This is a genomic window from Dactylosporangium fulvum (assembly GCF_025137375.1).
In the GTDB taxonomy this organism is placed as follows: Bacteria; Actinomycetota; Actinomycetes; order Mycobacteriales; family Micromonosporaceae; genus Dactylosporangium; species Dactylosporangium fulvum.
Genome location: NZ_CP073720.1, coordinates 8,405,910 through 8,419,588 on the forward strand (window position 1 = coordinate 8,405,910; position 13,679 = coordinate 8,419,588).

Consider the following 13,679-nt stretch of genomic DNA (forward strand, 5'->3'; position numbering starts at 1 on the left):
GAACAGACAGGATCGAAAGGACCCGGCTCTTGTTCGCCACCGGTGATGATCTCGCGGCCAGGATGCGGCACGAGCTGCACACGCCGCTGACCTCGATCCTGGCCTGCACGCGCCTGTTGCGCGACGACCAGCCCGGCGACCTGTCGAGCGAGGGCGTGGCGTGCCTCGACGCGATCGACAGAAACGCGATGAGACTGGAGCGGTACGTCGACAGCGTCGTCCTGCCACTCGCCTCCACCGGCACCGCCGCGCCGCGGGACGACGCCACGGATCTCGTGGTGGTGCTCCGCGACGTGGTCGACCTGGCGCGCCGGGTGGCGGTCGCGGGTGCCGTGAGCATCCACGCCGACGCGCCGGAGGCCGTGCCGGTCGCCGTCGACGAGACGGTCTGCCGGCACCTGGTCGGACAACTCGTCCTCTGGCTGGTCACGGTCGCGTCGTCCCACGCGCACATCGAGATCACCCTGCGCCGGGACCCGCTGCCGACGATCACGGCCCGCACCGTCCCGCGCAGCGAACTGACCGCCGCCCCGCGCCGCCGTCAAGGCGACGGGGCACGCGACCTGCCGGTGGTGCCCCGCCGACCGGGCGAGGAGCACCGCGAGCTGACGACCGTCCCACGCCGGCCCGGCGAGGAACACCGCGAGCTGACGACCGTCCCACGCCGCCACGGTGAGGAGCAGCATGCGGCGGCCGGGAACCAGCGGCGCGGCGGTGACGAGCACCGGCCGGCGGATCTGCGGGTCGCGCGGGCGATGGCCGGCCTGTGCGGCGGTGACATGCGGGTCGACGACGCCTCGTTCCGTCTCACCCTGCCCGCGACCGTCCTGGCGTCGCTGCCGCGCTGAGCGCCGAAACGAGTCGGCGGGTCACAGGTCGACGATGCCGTCGAGCTCGCCGATGTTCCTGCGCACCGTGCCGCCGTGGGCCGTCAGCAGCCTCGCCTCGTGGCGCTGGGCCTCGGCCACCGCGTGTGCGAGGCCGATGCTGCCGTTGAGGCGCGCCGCGAGCCGGCCCAGGCCGACCGCGTCGGCGCCGTCGAGGGACAACACGGCCACCTGCGCCTCGCCCAGCAGCTCGTCGAGGCGGCGCAGCTCCTCGCTGTAGGCGAGCTCACTGCGCGTCTCGGCCAGCGCGACCGCCGGCACGAGGACCTTGCCGCCGTCCGCGACGACGGTCGCGACGAGCTCGTCGACGTCCGCCTTGCCCTGCGTGTACGCCAGGATCGCCGACGCGTCGAGCACCAGCCCCACCGTCGACACGGTCATGCCCAGCCCATGATCTCGCGGACCTGCTCCCGCGACTCCAAGCGGGACTCTGCGGTGACGCGGGCGGAGGCGTCGTTGAGCCGTTTGCGGGCCCGGAGCCGACGCTGGTCGGCCTCGGCGTCAGGGGTGATCTCGGGCGGGGTGTCGGCCCGGCTCTCGTTCATGGCGCGACCGTACCCCGTTCCATCGATCTACGCGGTCCCTCGTAGCGACATCGCAACACGCCGTCCCGAAGCGTGGACCGCAGTTCACTTGCTGTGCGAGCGGAACGCCACCGGGTCGAAGCGGCCGTGCAGCCGCGGGGCGAGCCAGTGCGCGGCCTCGCGGCGGAACAGCGGCGGGGCCAGGGCGCCGGCCCCGTCGGGCACCGCGCCGGCCAGATCGCCGGGGAGGTCGTGCAGGTTGGTGCGGTGAACCAGCTCCGGCTCGGCCGGCCACGCGCCGAAGACGACCAGCGCGGGGAGGTCCCGGCGGGCCAGCGCCTCCAGGGTGAGCGCCGTGTGGTTCAGCGTGCCCAGCCCCGCTCGGGCGACCACCACGACCGTGGCGCCGAGGGCCGCAGCGAGGTCGAGGACGGTCCAGCCGCCCTCACCCAGCGGTACGAGCAGACCACCCGCCCCCTCGATCAACGTCAGGTCGTGGTGTTCGTCGATCGTGCGCAGCGCCAGCTGGGCCATGACCGCGGTCAGCGGGTCCTCCCCCGCCACCCGGGCGGCGGCGAGCGGGGCGAGCGGGTCGGGGAAGCTGGCGAGCGTGCGCACCGTGGCCGGCTCGGCCAGCCGGGCGACGGTCACGGCGTCGGGCTCGTCACCCTCGACGGTGCCGGTCTGCGCCGGTTTGACGACGGCGACACGGTGGCCGGCGGCGGTCGCGGCGGCGGCGATGGCCGCGGTGACGATCGTCTTGCCGACGCCGGTGTCGGTGCCGGTGACGACAACGGGCCCGGTGATCGGCACGTCGATGACGTCCGCGTTCTCGAAAAGATCCGCGTTCTCAAACAGTTCCGTCATGGGCGCTCCTTGACGATGATGTCCAGCGCGTGGTCGAACGCGCCGGCCGGCACCCCGACGTTGATCGTGAGCCGCAGCCGTGACCGACCGTCCGGTGTGGACGGTGGGCGGAAGCAGCCTACCGCCACGCCCCGCTCGCGGCAGGCGGCCGCCCAGGCGAACGCCTCGTCGGCGCTCGGCGCGGCGACCGAGACGACGCCGCCGTCGGGTGCGGACACCTCGAGCCCTTCGGCGCGCAGCCGCGACACGATCCTCTCGGCCCGGGCCCGCAGCTCGGCACGCAACGCGTCGCCGTCGACCAGCAGGCCGAGCGCGGCGAGCGCGCCGGCGGCGACGGCGGGCGGGAGCGCGGTGTCGTAGATGAAGGTGCGGCCGGTGTCGACGAGCTGGCGGTGCAGCTGGCGCGGGCCGGCGACGACCCCGCCCGCGGCGCCGAGCGACTTCGACAGCGTGGCGGTGACCACGACGTCGGGCCGGCCGGACAGGCCGGCGGCGGCGACCCCGCCGGCGCCGCGAGGGCCGAGGACGCCGAGCGCGTGCGCGTCGTCGACGAGGAGCAGCGCGCCGTGCGCACGGGTCACCTCGTACAGCTCGGCGAGCGGGGCCAGGTCGCCGTCGACGGAGAAGATGCTCTCGGTGACGACGACGGCCGGGCGGCCGGGGTGGGCGGCGAGAATCCCGCGGACGGCGTCGGGGTCGGCGTGCGGCGCGACGACGGTGGCGGCCCCCTCGCGCGCGGCCTTCCCGGCGCAGGCGAGCCGGCAACCGTCCACGATGGACGCGTGGTTGTGCGCGTCGGACACGACCAGCGTGCCGCCGCGCACGAGCGCCCGGACGGCGCCCAGGTTGGCGAGATATCCGGAGGAGTACACCAGTGCGGTCTCCGCCCCGAGCAGGCCCGCCAGGCCGTCCTCCAGCGCCCGGTGCATCTCGGTGGAGCCGCGGACCAGCCGCGAGCCGGTCGCGCCGAGGCCGAATTCGGCGAGCGCCCGGGACGCGGCGGCGAGCACCTCGGGGTGGCGGGACAGGCCGAGGTAGTCGTTGCCGGCGAGATCGATCACCGGATCGTCCGCGCCGGCGCCGCGTGGCCGCAGCTCACGGCGCAGTCCCGCGGCTTGCCGCGCCGCGGCCTCGTCGTCGAGTGCCGACAGCCACTCCACGGTGACCTCCCGAAGCTGTTGTAGAACCTCTACGATGCTGATTGTGTGATGTGCACAACCTAGCCGACCCTCCCGTGGCCGGACAGGCGACCCGAACGCTTTGTAAGGTACGACCATGCTTGATGCTGCCAAGGCGGTTCTGGACACCGGCGTAGGGCTCGACGAAGAGGGCGTCCTCGCGGTCCTGCGCTGCACCGACGAGGAGCTGACCGAATACCTCGCCATCGCGCACGACGTGCGTATGCGCTGGTGCGGCCCGGAGGTCGAGGTCGAGGGCATCGTGTCGCTCAAGACCGGCGGCTGCCCCGAGGACTGCCACTTCTGCTCGCAGTCCGGACTGTTCACCTCCCCGGTCCGCGCGGTGTGGCTCGACATCCCGTCGCTCGTGGAGGCGGCGAAGCAGACCGCCGCGACCGGGGCCACCGAGTTCTGCATCGTGGCCGCCGTCCGGGGCCCGGACCAGCGGCTCATGGCGCAGCTCGCCGACGGGGTCGCCGCGATCCGCGAGGCCGTGGACATCAACATCGCCGCCTCGCTGGGCATGCTCACCCAGGAGCAGGTCGACCAGCTGTCGGCGCTGAAGATCCACCGGTACAACCACAATCTCGAGACCGCCCGCTCCCACTTCCCGCAGGTCGTCACGACGCACTCGTGGGAGGAGCGGTGGGAGACGCTGCGCATGGTGCGCGACGCCGGCATGGAGGTCTGCTGCGGCGGCATCCTGGGCCTGGGCGAGACCGTCGAGCAGCGTGCCGAGTTCGCCGTCCAGCTGCAGCAGCTCGACCCGCACGAGGTGCCGCTCAACTTCCTCAACCCGCGGCCCGGCACCCCGCTGGCCGAGCAGCCGGTGCTCGACCCGAAGGACGCGCTGCGGGCGATCGCCGCGTTCCGGCTGGCGCTGCCGAGGACGCTGCTGCGGTATGCAGGCGGGCGCGAGATCACGCTCGGGGACCTCGGCACGCGTGACGGCCTGCTCGGCGGGGTCAACGCCGTGATCGTCGGCAACTACCTCACGACGCTCGGTCGCTCCCCGGCGGAGGACCTGGCGCTGCTCGACGAGCTGAGCATGCCGGTCAAGGCGCTGTCGGCGACACTGTGAGCGCCGTCTACTGCGACCGGTGCGGGGAGCCGCTGGAGGGCGGCTCCCACGCGGCGTGCGCGGCCGCCCGCACCCTGGAGCCGCCGCGGTTCTGCCCGCGGTGCCGCCGCCGGATGAAGGTGCAGGTGCTGCCGCAGGGCTGGTCCGCGGCCTGCGTGGAGCACGGCGTCCTCACCCGGTAGGGCCGGCCCACTCCGTCGCCGCGACGGCGGCCTTGTCGAAGACGCCGGGTCTGGCCCGGCCGAGACCGGCCAGGCGGCTCTTCGGCTGGAGCGCCGCGCCGACCTTGCGCGACTGGACCAGCACGCGTGACACCCGGCCCCGGCGCCGCCGGTTGTACTCCTGGAGCGCCGGACCGAGCGGGCCGTTGACGAGCACCGCCTGGAGGGTCGCCACGTCCTCGAGGGCCAGGCAGGCACCCTGCGCGAGGTGGTGCGGCATGGCGTGGGCGGCGTCGCCGACGAGGGCGTAGCCGCCCGGACCGGCCGGCACGCCGAACGTCTCCGGCAGCGGTGCCAGCTCCCCCACCGGCTCCTGCACGAGGTCGTCGGGCTCGGTCTCGGCGAGCAGCTGCGGCACGGGTGCGTGCCAGCCGGCGAACCAGCGCCGCAGCAGGGCGAGCTGCCCCGCCGGCGGCTCGGGCCGCAGTGCGCCGGGCACGGTCGCCACCCACGAGATCCCGCCCCGGGTGGAGCCGCCCTGCTCGCCCAGCGATGTGTAGACGAACCGGTGGCCGGCGCCGAGGGTCTCACCGTGCGGCGGCAGGTCGGGCGGCAGCTGCGGCGCGCGGTACCACGGGATGACCGCACGCCAGGCGGCGAACCCGGCGCTGGCGAAGGTCGTGGCGGCGAGGATGCGGCGGCGGACCGCGCTGTCGGCCCCGTCGGCGGCGACCACCAGGTCGGCCTCGAAGGTGACCCGGCCGTCGCCGACCGCGGGGCGCTCTCGGGTGACGCGGGCGCTCTGCACCTCGACACCGCCGCGGACGTCGACCTGGTCGCCGAGGCCGGCGATGAACGCGTCGTGCAGGTCCTCGCCGTGCACGACCACCGGCGGCGACTCGAGGTCGGAGGCTCCCGGCCGCACCAGCCACTGGCCGTCGGGGCGGCGGATGCCGGCCGGCGGGACAGGCGTGGAGATGCTGTCGAGGCCGCCGGCGAGGCCGAGGGCGCGCAGGGCGCGCACCCCGTTGGGCCACAGCACGAGCGCGGCGCGGCTCGCGCGGAGCCGGTCGTCGCGCTCGAGCAGGGTGACCTTCCAGCCGGTCCGGGCGAGGGCACCGGCCGTGGCGAGCCCGGCGATGCCGGCGCCCACCACGACTGCGGTCCGCATCAGGCCTTACCGCTGGCGCTCGGCGAGTCCTCTTCCGTCTTCTTCTCGTCGGGTGTCTCCCCCGGCTCGGGTGCCTCCTCCGGCTTCTCCTCCGTGGCGGCGGCCGGCTCCTTGGTCACGGCGGTCTCGCCGGCCGGCGGGACCTCACCCGGGGCGACGACCGTGACGCGGCCCTGCTCGTCGTACGTCACGTGCTCCTGCGGGCCGTGGACGCGCAGGAAGTACACGAGCGCGGCGGCGAACACGATGATCGACGTCCAGTTGTTGAGACGCATGCCCAGGATGTGCTGCGCGTCGTCGATCCGCAGCAGCTCGACCCAGAAGCGGCCGACGGTGTAGAGCATGACGTAGAGCGCGAAGGCCCGACCCCGGCCGAACCGGTACTTGCGGTCGAGCAGCCAGACGGCGAGCGCGACGCCGATGCACCACAGCGACTCGTAGAGGAACGCCGGGTGGAAGACGCCCAGGACGATCGGCTCGCCGGCCACCTCCTGCGCCCGGCCGGCACCGGCGTCCCAGTTGTAGACCTTGAGGCCCCACGGCAGGCTGGTCTCCTTGCCGTAGAGCTCGTTGTTGAACCAGTTGCCCCAGCGGCCGATGGCCTGCGCGACGGGCAGGCCGACGGCGAGGCTGTCGGCGGCCATCGCGAACGGCAGGTTGAGGCGCCGGCACGCGAAGTAGGCACCGAGGGCGCCACCGGCGATGCCGCCCCAGATGCCGAGACCGCCCTCCCAGATCTTGAACGCCCGGATCAGCGATCCGCCCTCGCCGAAGTACGCATCCGGGGAGGTGATCACGTGATACAGCCGGGCGCCGATGATGCCGGCCGGCACCGCCCAGATGGCGACGTCGAGGATCACCCACGGTGGCGCGCCGCGCGAGCGCAGGCGGCGGTCGGCGATGAAGCACGCGGCGATGATGCCGAGCACGATGCACAGCGCATAGGCGCGCAAGGGAATCGGACCGATGTCCCAGACACCACGGGTCGGGCTGGGGATCTCGGCCAGCGGGAGAAGGGCAGCATCCACGGGTGCACACGCTACCGCCGATCTGGCCGAACGTGATGCCCAGCCCTCCCCGATTTAGGCTGATCTTCGCTGGAGGGGACCTGGTCCGCCGGCCTCCTGACCGGTGAAGATCACCAGGAGCGAAGCTCTCGCGACGGTCCGCGCAGGCGCCTAAAGTGCGATTATGAGCTACTCAGAGCTGAGTAACGGCAGCAAGGTGACGTCAGCGGTCGCCGCGATCATCGAGGACGCGGCCGGCCGCGTGTTGTTGTGCCAGCAGGCCGGCGGTCATCAGTTGTGGGGCCTGCCCGGCGGCAAGATCCGGGCGGCGGAGAGCCCGGTGCACGCGGTCATCCGCGACATCCGCGAGGAGACCGGCATGGAGACCGAGATCGTCGAGATCATCGGGATGTACCAGGTGACCGGCGACGGCTGCGGCGAGGCGATGCCCGACCTGTTCGTCCACGTGTTCCGCGGCCGCCTGGACGGCGGCGGTCCGGCGCTCAACGCGCCCGGCCGTATCAGCCGCCTGGCGTGGCACGACCCGGACGCACTGCCCCAGCCGCTGACCGCCACGACGCGGACCGCGATCGCGGACGCGACGGCCGGCCGGACCGGCGTGATCCGCCAGATCGAACGCGACAAGGAACCTGAGGTCGTCGACGCGGCCTGAAAATTCGTCTTTGGTCACCGCGGCCCGCATCCGCGATGATCTCCGCATGCCTTCCGGGTACTTCGCGCTCGGCGACTCGATGTCGATCGACGACTACGCCGGCGGCCCCGGGCTGGGTGCCGCCTCGCTGCTCGCCGACGATCTCGGCATCGAGCTGACGATGCTGGCCGCCGACGGTGCGACGAGCGACGATGTGGTGCGTCGCCAGCTCGGCCGGGTGACCGGCCGCCCCGCGTTGATCACCGTGACCATGGGCGGCAACGACCTGCTGACCGCCCTCATGCAGACACCCGACGCCGCCGCGCTGGCGGGCGCGATCGGGCGGATCGGTGAAAATTACGAGACCGTCCTGGCGAGCCTGGCCGCGACGGGCGCCCGTGTGGTGGCCACGACGGTGTACGACCCGACCGACGGCACCGGCGACCTGTCCTGGATCGGCCTGCCCGAGATCGCCGGCGGCCCGGCCGTGCTCGACACGCTGAACGACGCGATCCGCGCGGCGGCCGCCCGCCACGGCGCGGCCCTCGCCGACGTGCACGCCGCGTTCCTGGGCCACGGCGCCAAGGCCGGCGACATCACCCGGGCCGAGTCCCGCCCGGCCAACCGCGACCTGTGGTTCTGCGGCCACATCGAGCCCAACGCCTGGGGCGCCCGAGCCATCCGCGACGCCTGGCGCCAGGCCCTGTTCACCCCCGCCCCCTAGAGCATTGATCTTGCACTGTGGTGCCAGGACACTCCCGCGACGTCCGGGTTTGCCAGGCACCACAAGTGCATGATCAACGCAGGTCCGGGGCGAGGGCGAACAGGGCCTCCAGCGCGGCGAAGTACACGTGGTCGGCCGAGAGCAGCAGCGGCTCGGCGCCGTGGAGGGCGCTGAAGTCCAGGTCGAGCCGCGTCACGAGCGCGCCTGTGCGCGCGTCGGCGGCGACGAGCTCGGTGCGGTGCCGCGGATCGCCGTCGCGGACATCGAAGTGGTACGCCATGAGGTACACGACGCCGCCGCCGTTCACCGGCGACCAGTAGCTCGTGCTGGTCTCCCACCCGAGCCCGTAGCCGGACCGCCACCGGACGGCGCCGTCGGCGACCCCGAACGCGGCCAGGTCCCCCGTGCCGCCGACCACGAAGAGCGCCTCGTCGGACACGGTGGCGCGGGACGGGCGCTCCACCGTGGTCGTGTCGCACCAACGTTGCGCACCGTCGGTGACGGCGTAGGCACAGACGCCCGCCGGCCCGAGGGTGTACACGGTGCCGGACCGCGCGGCGAGCTCCGCGCCGCTGGCCTTCCGCTGCCAGGCGGGTGCGCCGGTGGCCGCGTCGAACGCGAGCAGCGCCGGGCCGTCCTCGGTGGCCTGGAGGACCAGGCCGCCGGCGAGGACCGGCGGATGGTAGCCGGGCTCGCCGCCGAGCGGCGCGGTCCAGACCTGGGCACCGTCGGTCAGGCGGTGGGCGCTCAGCGTCGCCCCCGCGCTGCGCACGACGAGGCCGTCACCGATCGTGAAGCCGCCGGACACCGCGTCGGCGAGGACGAGTTCCCAGCGGGTCTCTCCGCTCGAGGTGTACGCGCTGAGGTGGCGCCCGGCGGGCACGGCGCCGTGCCCCGGGACGTCGAACGGCACGATGTCCGCGGACTCGACGACCACCGTGCCGTCGACGACGGCGAGCTGGCCGAAGCGCCGTCCCGGGACGTCGACGATCGCGCCGAGGTCACGACCGGTGACCGCGTCGTAGCGGCGGATCTGGCCGGTGCGCCCGCCGGAGGAGCGGAACAGGGTGCCGTCGACGACGACTGCGCCGCCGATCTGCTCGTCCGCCCGGGTCGCCGGCGCGGCCCACCGCTGCTCGAGGCGGGTGGCCGCGGCGGCGTCGAGGTCACGGGTGACCGGCTGGTGGCCGGAGCGGCCGGGGTCACCGCCGTCCTGTCGCCAGCTCGCGTCGGCCGTGGCCGCCCGCACCGACCCCACGGGCGACGGCGCCGGTTGTGGTGCCGTCTGCGGGACGGTGTCGGCGAGCAGCACCAGAAGTACCAAATGGGAAAAACGCCGCACGGGGACTCAACGAGGCCGCCGCACCGGGGTGACTCAGCGGCGGCGCACACCCTTGGCGAGGTCGGCGCTGAGGGCGGCCACCGCCGCGATGCCGTCGGCCTGCGTCGGCGCGTCCAGGAGGCACCGGACCAGTGCGCTGCCGACGATGACGCCATCGGCGAAGGCGCCGACCTCGGCTGCCTGATCACCGGTGGAGACCCCCAGCCCGACGGCGACCGGCTGGTCGGAGACCTGCCGGACGCGCTCGACGAGAGCGGGCGCGGCGCTGCTGGTCTGGCTGCGCGCACCGGTGACGCCCATGACGCTGGTGGCGTAGACGAAACCGCGGCAGCTGGCGGCGGTCATGGCGATGCGCGCGTCGGTCGACGACGGCGACACCAGGAACACGCGGTCGAGGTCGTGCGCGTCGGAGGCCGTGATCCACGGCTCGGCCTCGTCGGGGATGAGATCCGGGGTGATCAGCCCGGCACCACCGGCCGCAGCCAGATCGCGGGCGAAGCGGTCGACGCCGTAGCGCTCGACCAGGTTCCAGTAGGTCATGGTGAGGATCGGCGCACCGGTCGCGGCGGCCGCCTCGACGGTGCGCAGCCCGTCGGCGACGCGGAACCCGCCGCGCAGCGCGGCCTCGGTGGCCCGCTGGATGACGGGGCCGTCCATCACCGGGTCGGAATACGGCAGGCCGACCTCGACGACGTCCACGCCGTTGTCGATCATCGCCTTGATCGCGTCGATCGCGCCGTCGACCGTCGGGAACCCGGCGGGCAGGTAGCCGACCAGCGCGCTACGGCCCTCGGCACGGGCCTTCTCGAACGCCGTTCTCACGCTCATACGCTGAACCATTCGCGCGCGGTGTCCATGTCCTTGTCGCCCCGGCCGGAGAGGCAGATGACGACGAGCGGCTCGCGGCCGAGCTCGGCGGCGAGCTTCGGGATCACCCGCAGCCCGCCCGCGACCGCGTGAGCGCTCTCGATCGCCGGGATGATGCCCTCGAGCCGGCAGAGCAGCTTGAACGCATCCATCGCCTCGGCGTCGGTCACGGGCTCGTAGGTCGCCCGGCCGGTGTCGTGCAGGTAGGCGTGCTCGGGGCCGACGGCCGGGTAGTCGAGGCCGGCCGAGATCGAGTGCGACTCGACGGTCTGGCCATCCTCGTCCTGGAGCAGGTACGTGCGGGCGCCGTGCAGCACGCCGGTCGCACCGCCGGTGATGCTCGCGGCGTGGCGGCCGGTCTCGACGCCGTCGCCGCCGGCCTCGAAGCCGTAGAGCCGGACGCCCTCGTCGGGCACGAACGCGTGGAACGCGCCGATCGCGTTGGAGCCGCCGCCCACGCAGGCGGCGACCGCGTCGGGCAACCGGCCGGCCTGGGCGAGGATCTGCCGGCGGGCCTCGACGCTGATGCCGCTGACGAAGTCGCGGACCATCGCCGGGAACGGGTGCGGGCCCGCGGCGGTGCCGAGCAGGTAGTGGGTGGTGTCGACGTTGGTCACCCAGTCGCGCAGCGCCTCGTTGATGGCGTCCTTGAGCGTCCGGGAGCCGGTGGTGACGGGCACGACGGTGGCGCCGAGCATGCGCATGCGGGCCACGTTGAGCGCCTGCCGCCGGGTGTCCTCCTCACCCATGTAGACGACACACTCGAGGTCGAGCAGCGCGCAGGCGGTGGCGCTGGCGACGCCGTGCTGGCCGGCACCGGTCTCGGCGATCACCCGGGACTTGCCCATCCGCTTGGTGAGCAGCGCCTGGCCGAGGACATTGCGGACCTTGTGGGCGCCGGTGTGGTTGAGGTCCTCGCGCTTGAGGAAGACCTGCGCTCCGGCGTGGGCGGAGAGCCGGTCGGCGCGGTAGAGCGGGCTGGGCGTGTTGGCGTAGTCGCGCAGCAGCCGGCCGAACTCGGCCTGGAATGCCTCGTCGGCCTGGGCGTGCCGATACGCGGCGTCGAGCCCGTCGAGCGCCGCGATGAGGGCCTCGGGGACGAACCGGCCGCCGTAGGTGCCGAAGTGCCCGGAGTGATCGGGCAGCAGGCCGGCGGCGGACAGGAACGCATTCATCGTGCGGTCCTCGGCGTGGCCGGGTGGCTGCCGGCGGTCACGAGCTCGGCCACGGCCTCGCGGGGGCTCTTCTGGGTGACAAGACCCTCGCCCACCAGCACCGCGTCGGCACCGGCGGATGCGTAGCGGATCAGGTCGTGCGGCCCGCGGACGCCGGACTCGGCGATCTTCACGACCTCGGCCGGCAGGCCGGGCGCGATGCGCTCGAACACGGTGCGGTCCACCTCGAGCGTGCGCAGGTTGCGCGCGTTGACACCGATGACGCGGGCGCCCGCCTCCAGCGCGCGGTCCGTCTCCTCCTCGTCGTGCACCTCGACGAGCGCCGTCATGCCGAGGCTCTCGATGCGGTCGAGCAGGCCGGACAACGTGTTCTGGTCGAGTGCGGCGACGATGAGCAGGACGAGGTCGGCGCCGAACGCCCGGGCCTCGTGCACCTGGTAGGACGAGACGACGAAGTCCTTGCGGAGCAGCGGCACGTCGACGGCCGCGCGGACGGCGGCGAAGTCGTCGAGGCTGCCGCCGAACCAGCGGCCCTCGGTGAGCACGCTGACGCAGCGGGCACCGCCGGCCGCGTACTCCTTGGCGAGCTCCGCGGGGTCCGGGATCTCGGCCAGCTGCCCCTTGGACGGCGAAGCGCGCTTGACCTCGGCGATCACCCCGACGCCGGGGTCGCGGAGCTTGGCGTAGGCGTCCTTCGGCGGCGGCGCCTGCGCGGCTCGCTGCTTGATCTCTTCCAGGGGCACCTGTGCCTCGCGGATGGCCAGGTCCTCACGCACGCCGGCGAGGATCTCGTCGAGCACACGGCCGCTCTCCGCGTTGATCAAGGAGCTCCCCTCTCCGGTGGTCATGCGACCGATGCTAGGAGGCCCCCGGTCAGTGGACGGTCGCGGGGGTATGGCCGACGTCACCTGATGGGCTAGGGCATAATGCGTCGCCGCCGGGTTTTGTCGTACCCCGTATCTACGGTGACGGACATGAGCGTTTCGGCGTGCAACGCATTGACGGCGCGGTGGGCCGCCTCGGCACCGGCGCCGGTTTTCGCCGCAGCCGGTGTCTATCCGCTGCTGGCGCTGCTGGCGTCGGTCGCCGACGGGCCGGCCCGCGCCGAGCTCCTCCGGGTGGCGCCCACGCCGCTGACGCTCCCGGTGCGCGGCGCCCTCGGCATCTGGACGCGCGACCGCATCCCGCTGACGCTGGAGTGGGCGTCACGCTCCGATCCGCGGCTCACCGGCGACCAGGCCGTCGACGGACCGCTCCTCGACGCGTGGGCGGCCACCCACACGGGCGGGCTGGTCCCGGCGATGCCGGTGACCGTCGGCCCCGACACCGGCCTCGTCCTGGCCTCCGCGCTGACGGTGGTCACCGGGTGGCCCCAGCCGTTCAGCGACGGGGTCATGCGCCCGCTGAGCGGCCCGTGGGCGGGCCGGCGGCTCGCGTCGCTGCACCGGCGCACCACCGACCTCGGTGCGCTGCGGGTCGCGGCCGGCCGGCTCACACTCCTCACCGTGACCGGCTCCGACGACATCGACGTCGTGCTGTGCGCCGGTGAGGGCGTCCCCGGCGACGTGCTGTCCTCGGCCGTCGGGGCGCTGGCCTCCGCCGAGCCGGCGGCCGGTGCCGACGTGACCGGCCCCGGCGTCGTGGCGGCCGAGGTCGACGCCGACGACGACGTTCCCGAGCTGGTGGTCAAGGTGCCCCGGTTCACCGCCTCGGCCACCCACGACCTGCTCGCGACGCCCGACGTGTTCGGGCTGGCCGCGGCCGCCACGGTCGGCACGTTCCCCGGCATCAGCCCGGTGGACCTGCGCGTCGACGGGGCCCGCCAGCAGGCGGTGGCCGCGTTCAGCGCGGAGGGCTTCCGGGCCGCCGCGGTCACGGCGACGGAGATGGTGCCGGTGGCGTTCCGCCCGCCGCGGGCCCGCAAGCTGCGGCTGACGGCGACCTTCGACCGGCCGTTCGGCTACCTGGCCGTGCACCGCCCGACGGGCCTGGTCCTCGTCGCCGGCTGGATCACCGACCCCGAGCCGGCCCGGGCGCGGTAGG

General features: G+C 73.8%; 16 protein-coding genes. 6 read left to right on the top strand and 10 right to left on the bottom strand.

The window, feature by feature from the left end:
• Window positions 1-29 precede the first annotated feature (29 nt).
• Window positions 30-848: a histidine kinase dimerization/phospho-acceptor domain-containing protein gene (locus Dfulv_RS38605; RefSeq protein ID WP_259858755.1), complete on the top strand. Its 819-nt coding sequence runs from the start codon at window positions 30-32 to the stop codon at window positions 846-848.
• A 21-nt stretch (window positions 849-869) separates the two neighbouring features.
• On the opposite strand, the gene Dfulv_RS38610 is transcribed toward Dfulv_RS38605, so the two are convergent.
• The 4 genes from Dfulv_RS38610 to Dfulv_RS38625 form a co-directional block, all read right to left on the bottom strand.
• Window positions 870-1,268, bottom strand: coding sequence for a type II toxin-antitoxin system VapC family toxin (locus Dfulv_RS38610; RefSeq protein WP_259858756.1), 399 nt, complete (start codon window positions 1,266-1,268; stop codon window positions 870-872).
• Window positions 1,265-1,432: a hypothetical protein gene (locus tag Dfulv_RS38615; RefSeq protein WP_259858757.1), complete on the bottom strand. Its 168-nt coding sequence runs from the start codon at window positions 1,430-1,432 to the stop codon at window positions 1,265-1,267. The genes Dfulv_RS38610 and Dfulv_RS38615 overlap by 4 nt, the downstream gene beginning before the upstream one ends.
• An 84-nt stretch (window positions 1,433-1,516) precedes the next feature.
• Window positions 1,517-2,278 (bottom strand): dethiobiotin synthase, encoded by a 762-nt coding sequence (bioD, locus tag Dfulv_RS38620; RefSeq protein ID WP_259858758.1) that lies wholly within the window; start codon window positions 2,276-2,278, stop codon window positions 1,517-1,519.
• The gene (locus tag Dfulv_RS38625) at window positions 2,275-3,438 is read right to left on the bottom strand and encodes an 8-amino-7-oxononanoate synthase (protein ID WP_259858759.1); all 1,164 of its coding nucleotides are present in this window, start codon (window positions 3,436-3,438) and stop codon (window positions 2,275-2,277) included. The genes bioD and Dfulv_RS38625 overlap by 4 nt, the downstream gene beginning before the upstream one ends.
• A gap of 115 nt (window positions 3,439-3,553) precedes the next feature.
• Here Dfulv_RS38625 and bioB point away from each other — a divergent pair, with 115 nt between their 5' ends.
• Window positions 3,554-4,537 (top strand): biotin synthase BioB, encoded by a 984-nt coding sequence (bioB, locus tag Dfulv_RS38630; RefSeq protein WP_259858760.1) that lies wholly within the window; start codon window positions 3,554-3,556, stop codon window positions 4,535-4,537.
• Complete coding sequence (gene bsaP / locus Dfulv_RS38635; RefSeq protein ID WP_259858761.1) at window positions 4,534-4,719, top strand: biotin synthase auxiliary protein BsaP; 186 nt, start codon at window positions 4,534-4,536, stop codon at window positions 4,717-4,719. Before bioB ends, bsaP begins: the two co-directional genes overlap by 4 nt.
• On the opposite strand, the gene Dfulv_RS38640 is transcribed toward bsaP, so the two are convergent.
• A complete protein-coding gene (locus Dfulv_RS38640; RefSeq protein WP_259858762.1) occupies window positions 4,709-5,869 on the bottom strand; it encodes an FAD-dependent oxidoreductase in 1,161 nt (386 codons plus the stop codon). The genes bsaP and Dfulv_RS38640 overlap by 11 nt on opposite strands.
• Window positions 5,869-6,897: a prolipoprotein diacylglyceryl transferase gene (gene lgt / locus Dfulv_RS38645; protein ID WP_259858763.1), complete on the bottom strand. Its 1,029-nt coding sequence runs from the start codon at window positions 6,895-6,897 to the stop codon at window positions 5,869-5,871. Before lgt ends, Dfulv_RS38640 begins: the two co-directional genes overlap by 1 nt.
• A 163-nt stretch (window positions 6,898-7,060) precedes the next feature.
• On the opposite strand from lgt, the gene Dfulv_RS38650 reads away from it, so the two are divergent.
• Both Dfulv_RS38650 and Dfulv_RS38655 read left to right on the top strand, forming a co-directional pair.
• Window positions 7,061-7,549, top strand: coding sequence for an NUDIX hydrolase (locus tag Dfulv_RS38650; protein ID WP_259858764.1), 489 nt, complete (start codon window positions 7,061-7,063; stop codon window positions 7,547-7,549).
• A gap of 46 nt (window positions 7,550-7,595) precedes the next feature.
• Window positions 7,596-8,252 carry an SGNH/GDSL hydrolase family protein gene (locus Dfulv_RS38655; RefSeq protein WP_259858765.1) on the top strand — a complete coding sequence of 219 codons (657 nt, stop codon included), beginning with the start codon at window positions 7,596-7,598 and terminating at the stop codon, window positions 8,250-8,252.
• Window positions 8,253-8,325: 73 nt separating this feature from the next.
• Here Dfulv_RS38655 and Dfulv_RS38660 read toward each other — a convergent pair whose 3' ends face one another.
• The 4 genes from Dfulv_RS38660 to trpC form a co-directional block, all read right to left on the bottom strand.
• Window positions 8,326-9,564, bottom strand: a complete 1,239-nt coding sequence (locus tag Dfulv_RS38660; protein WP_259858766.1) for a PQQ-binding-like beta-propeller repeat protein — start codon at window positions 9,562-9,564, stop codon at window positions 8,326-8,328.
• A 63-nt stretch (window positions 9,565-9,627) separates the two neighbouring features.
• Window positions 9,628-10,422, bottom strand: coding sequence for a tryptophan synthase subunit alpha (gene trpA, locus Dfulv_RS38665; protein ID WP_259858767.1), 795 nt, complete (start codon window positions 10,420-10,422; stop codon window positions 9,628-9,630).
• Window positions 10,419-11,636 (bottom strand): tryptophan synthase subunit beta, encoded by a 1,218-nt coding sequence (gene trpB, locus Dfulv_RS38670; protein WP_259858768.1) that lies wholly within the window; start codon window positions 11,634-11,636, stop codon window positions 10,419-10,421. The genes trpA and trpB overlap by 4 nt, the downstream gene beginning before the upstream one ends.
• The gene (gene trpC, locus Dfulv_RS38675; protein ID WP_259869015.1) at window positions 11,633-12,436 is read right to left on the bottom strand and encodes an indole-3-glycerol phosphate synthase TrpC; all 804 of its coding nucleotides are present in this window, start codon (window positions 12,434-12,436) and stop codon (window positions 11,633-11,635) included. Before trpC ends, trpB begins: the two co-directional genes overlap by 4 nt.
• A gap of 174 nt (window positions 12,437-12,610) precedes the next feature.
• Between trpC and Dfulv_RS38680 the strand changes: the two genes are divergently transcribed.
• Window positions 12,611-13,678, top strand: a complete 1,068-nt coding sequence (locus tag Dfulv_RS38680) for a serpin family protein (RefSeq protein WP_259858769.1) — start codon at window positions 12,611-12,613, stop codon at window positions 13,676-13,678.
• Window position 13,679 lies beyond the last annotated feature (1 nt).

What these genes read in the sequence shown, in the direction of transcription:
- Dfulv_RS38655 (WP_259858765.1), top strand. Translation starts at nt 7,596, where the DNA reads ATGCCTTCCGGGTACTTCGCGCTCGGCGACTCGATGTCGATCGACGAC.
- Dfulv_RS38615 (WP_259858757.1), bottom strand. Translation starts at nt 1,432, where the DNA reads ATGAACGAGAGCCGGGCCGACACCCCGCCCGAGATCACCCCTGACGCC.
- Dfulv_RS38680 (WP_259858769.1), top strand. Translation starts at nt 12,611, where the DNA reads ATGAGCGTTTCGGCGTGCAACGCATTGACGGCGCGGTGGGCCGCCTCG.
- bioD (WP_259858758.1), bottom strand. Translation starts at nt 2,278, where the DNA reads ATGACGGAACTGTTTGAGAACGCGGATCTTTTCGAGAACGCGGACGTC.
- trpB (WP_259858768.1), bottom strand. Translation starts at nt 11,636, where the DNA reads ATGAATGCGTTCCTGTCCGCCGCCGGCCTGCTGCCCGATCACTCCGGG.
- Dfulv_RS38610 (WP_259858756.1), bottom strand. Translation starts at nt 1,268, where the DNA reads ATGACCGTGTCGACGGTGGGGCTGGTGCTCGACGCGTCGGCGATCCTG.
- trpA (WP_259858767.1), bottom strand. Translation starts at nt 10,422, where the DNA reads ATGAGCGTGAGAACGGCGTTCGAGAAGGCCCGTGCCGAGGGCCGTAGC.
- Dfulv_RS38650 (WP_259858764.1), top strand. Translation starts at nt 7,061, where the DNA reads ATGAGCTACTCAGAGCTGAGTAACGGCAGCAAGGTGACGTCAGCGGTC.
- bioB (WP_259858760.1), top strand. Translation starts at nt 3,554, where the DNA reads ATGCTTGATGCTGCCAAGGCGGTTCTGGACACCGGCGTAGGGCTCGAC.
- Dfulv_RS38640 (WP_259858762.1), bottom strand. Translation starts at nt 5,869, where the DNA reads ATGCGGACCGCAGTCGTGGTGGGCGCCGGCATCGCCGGGCTCGCCACG.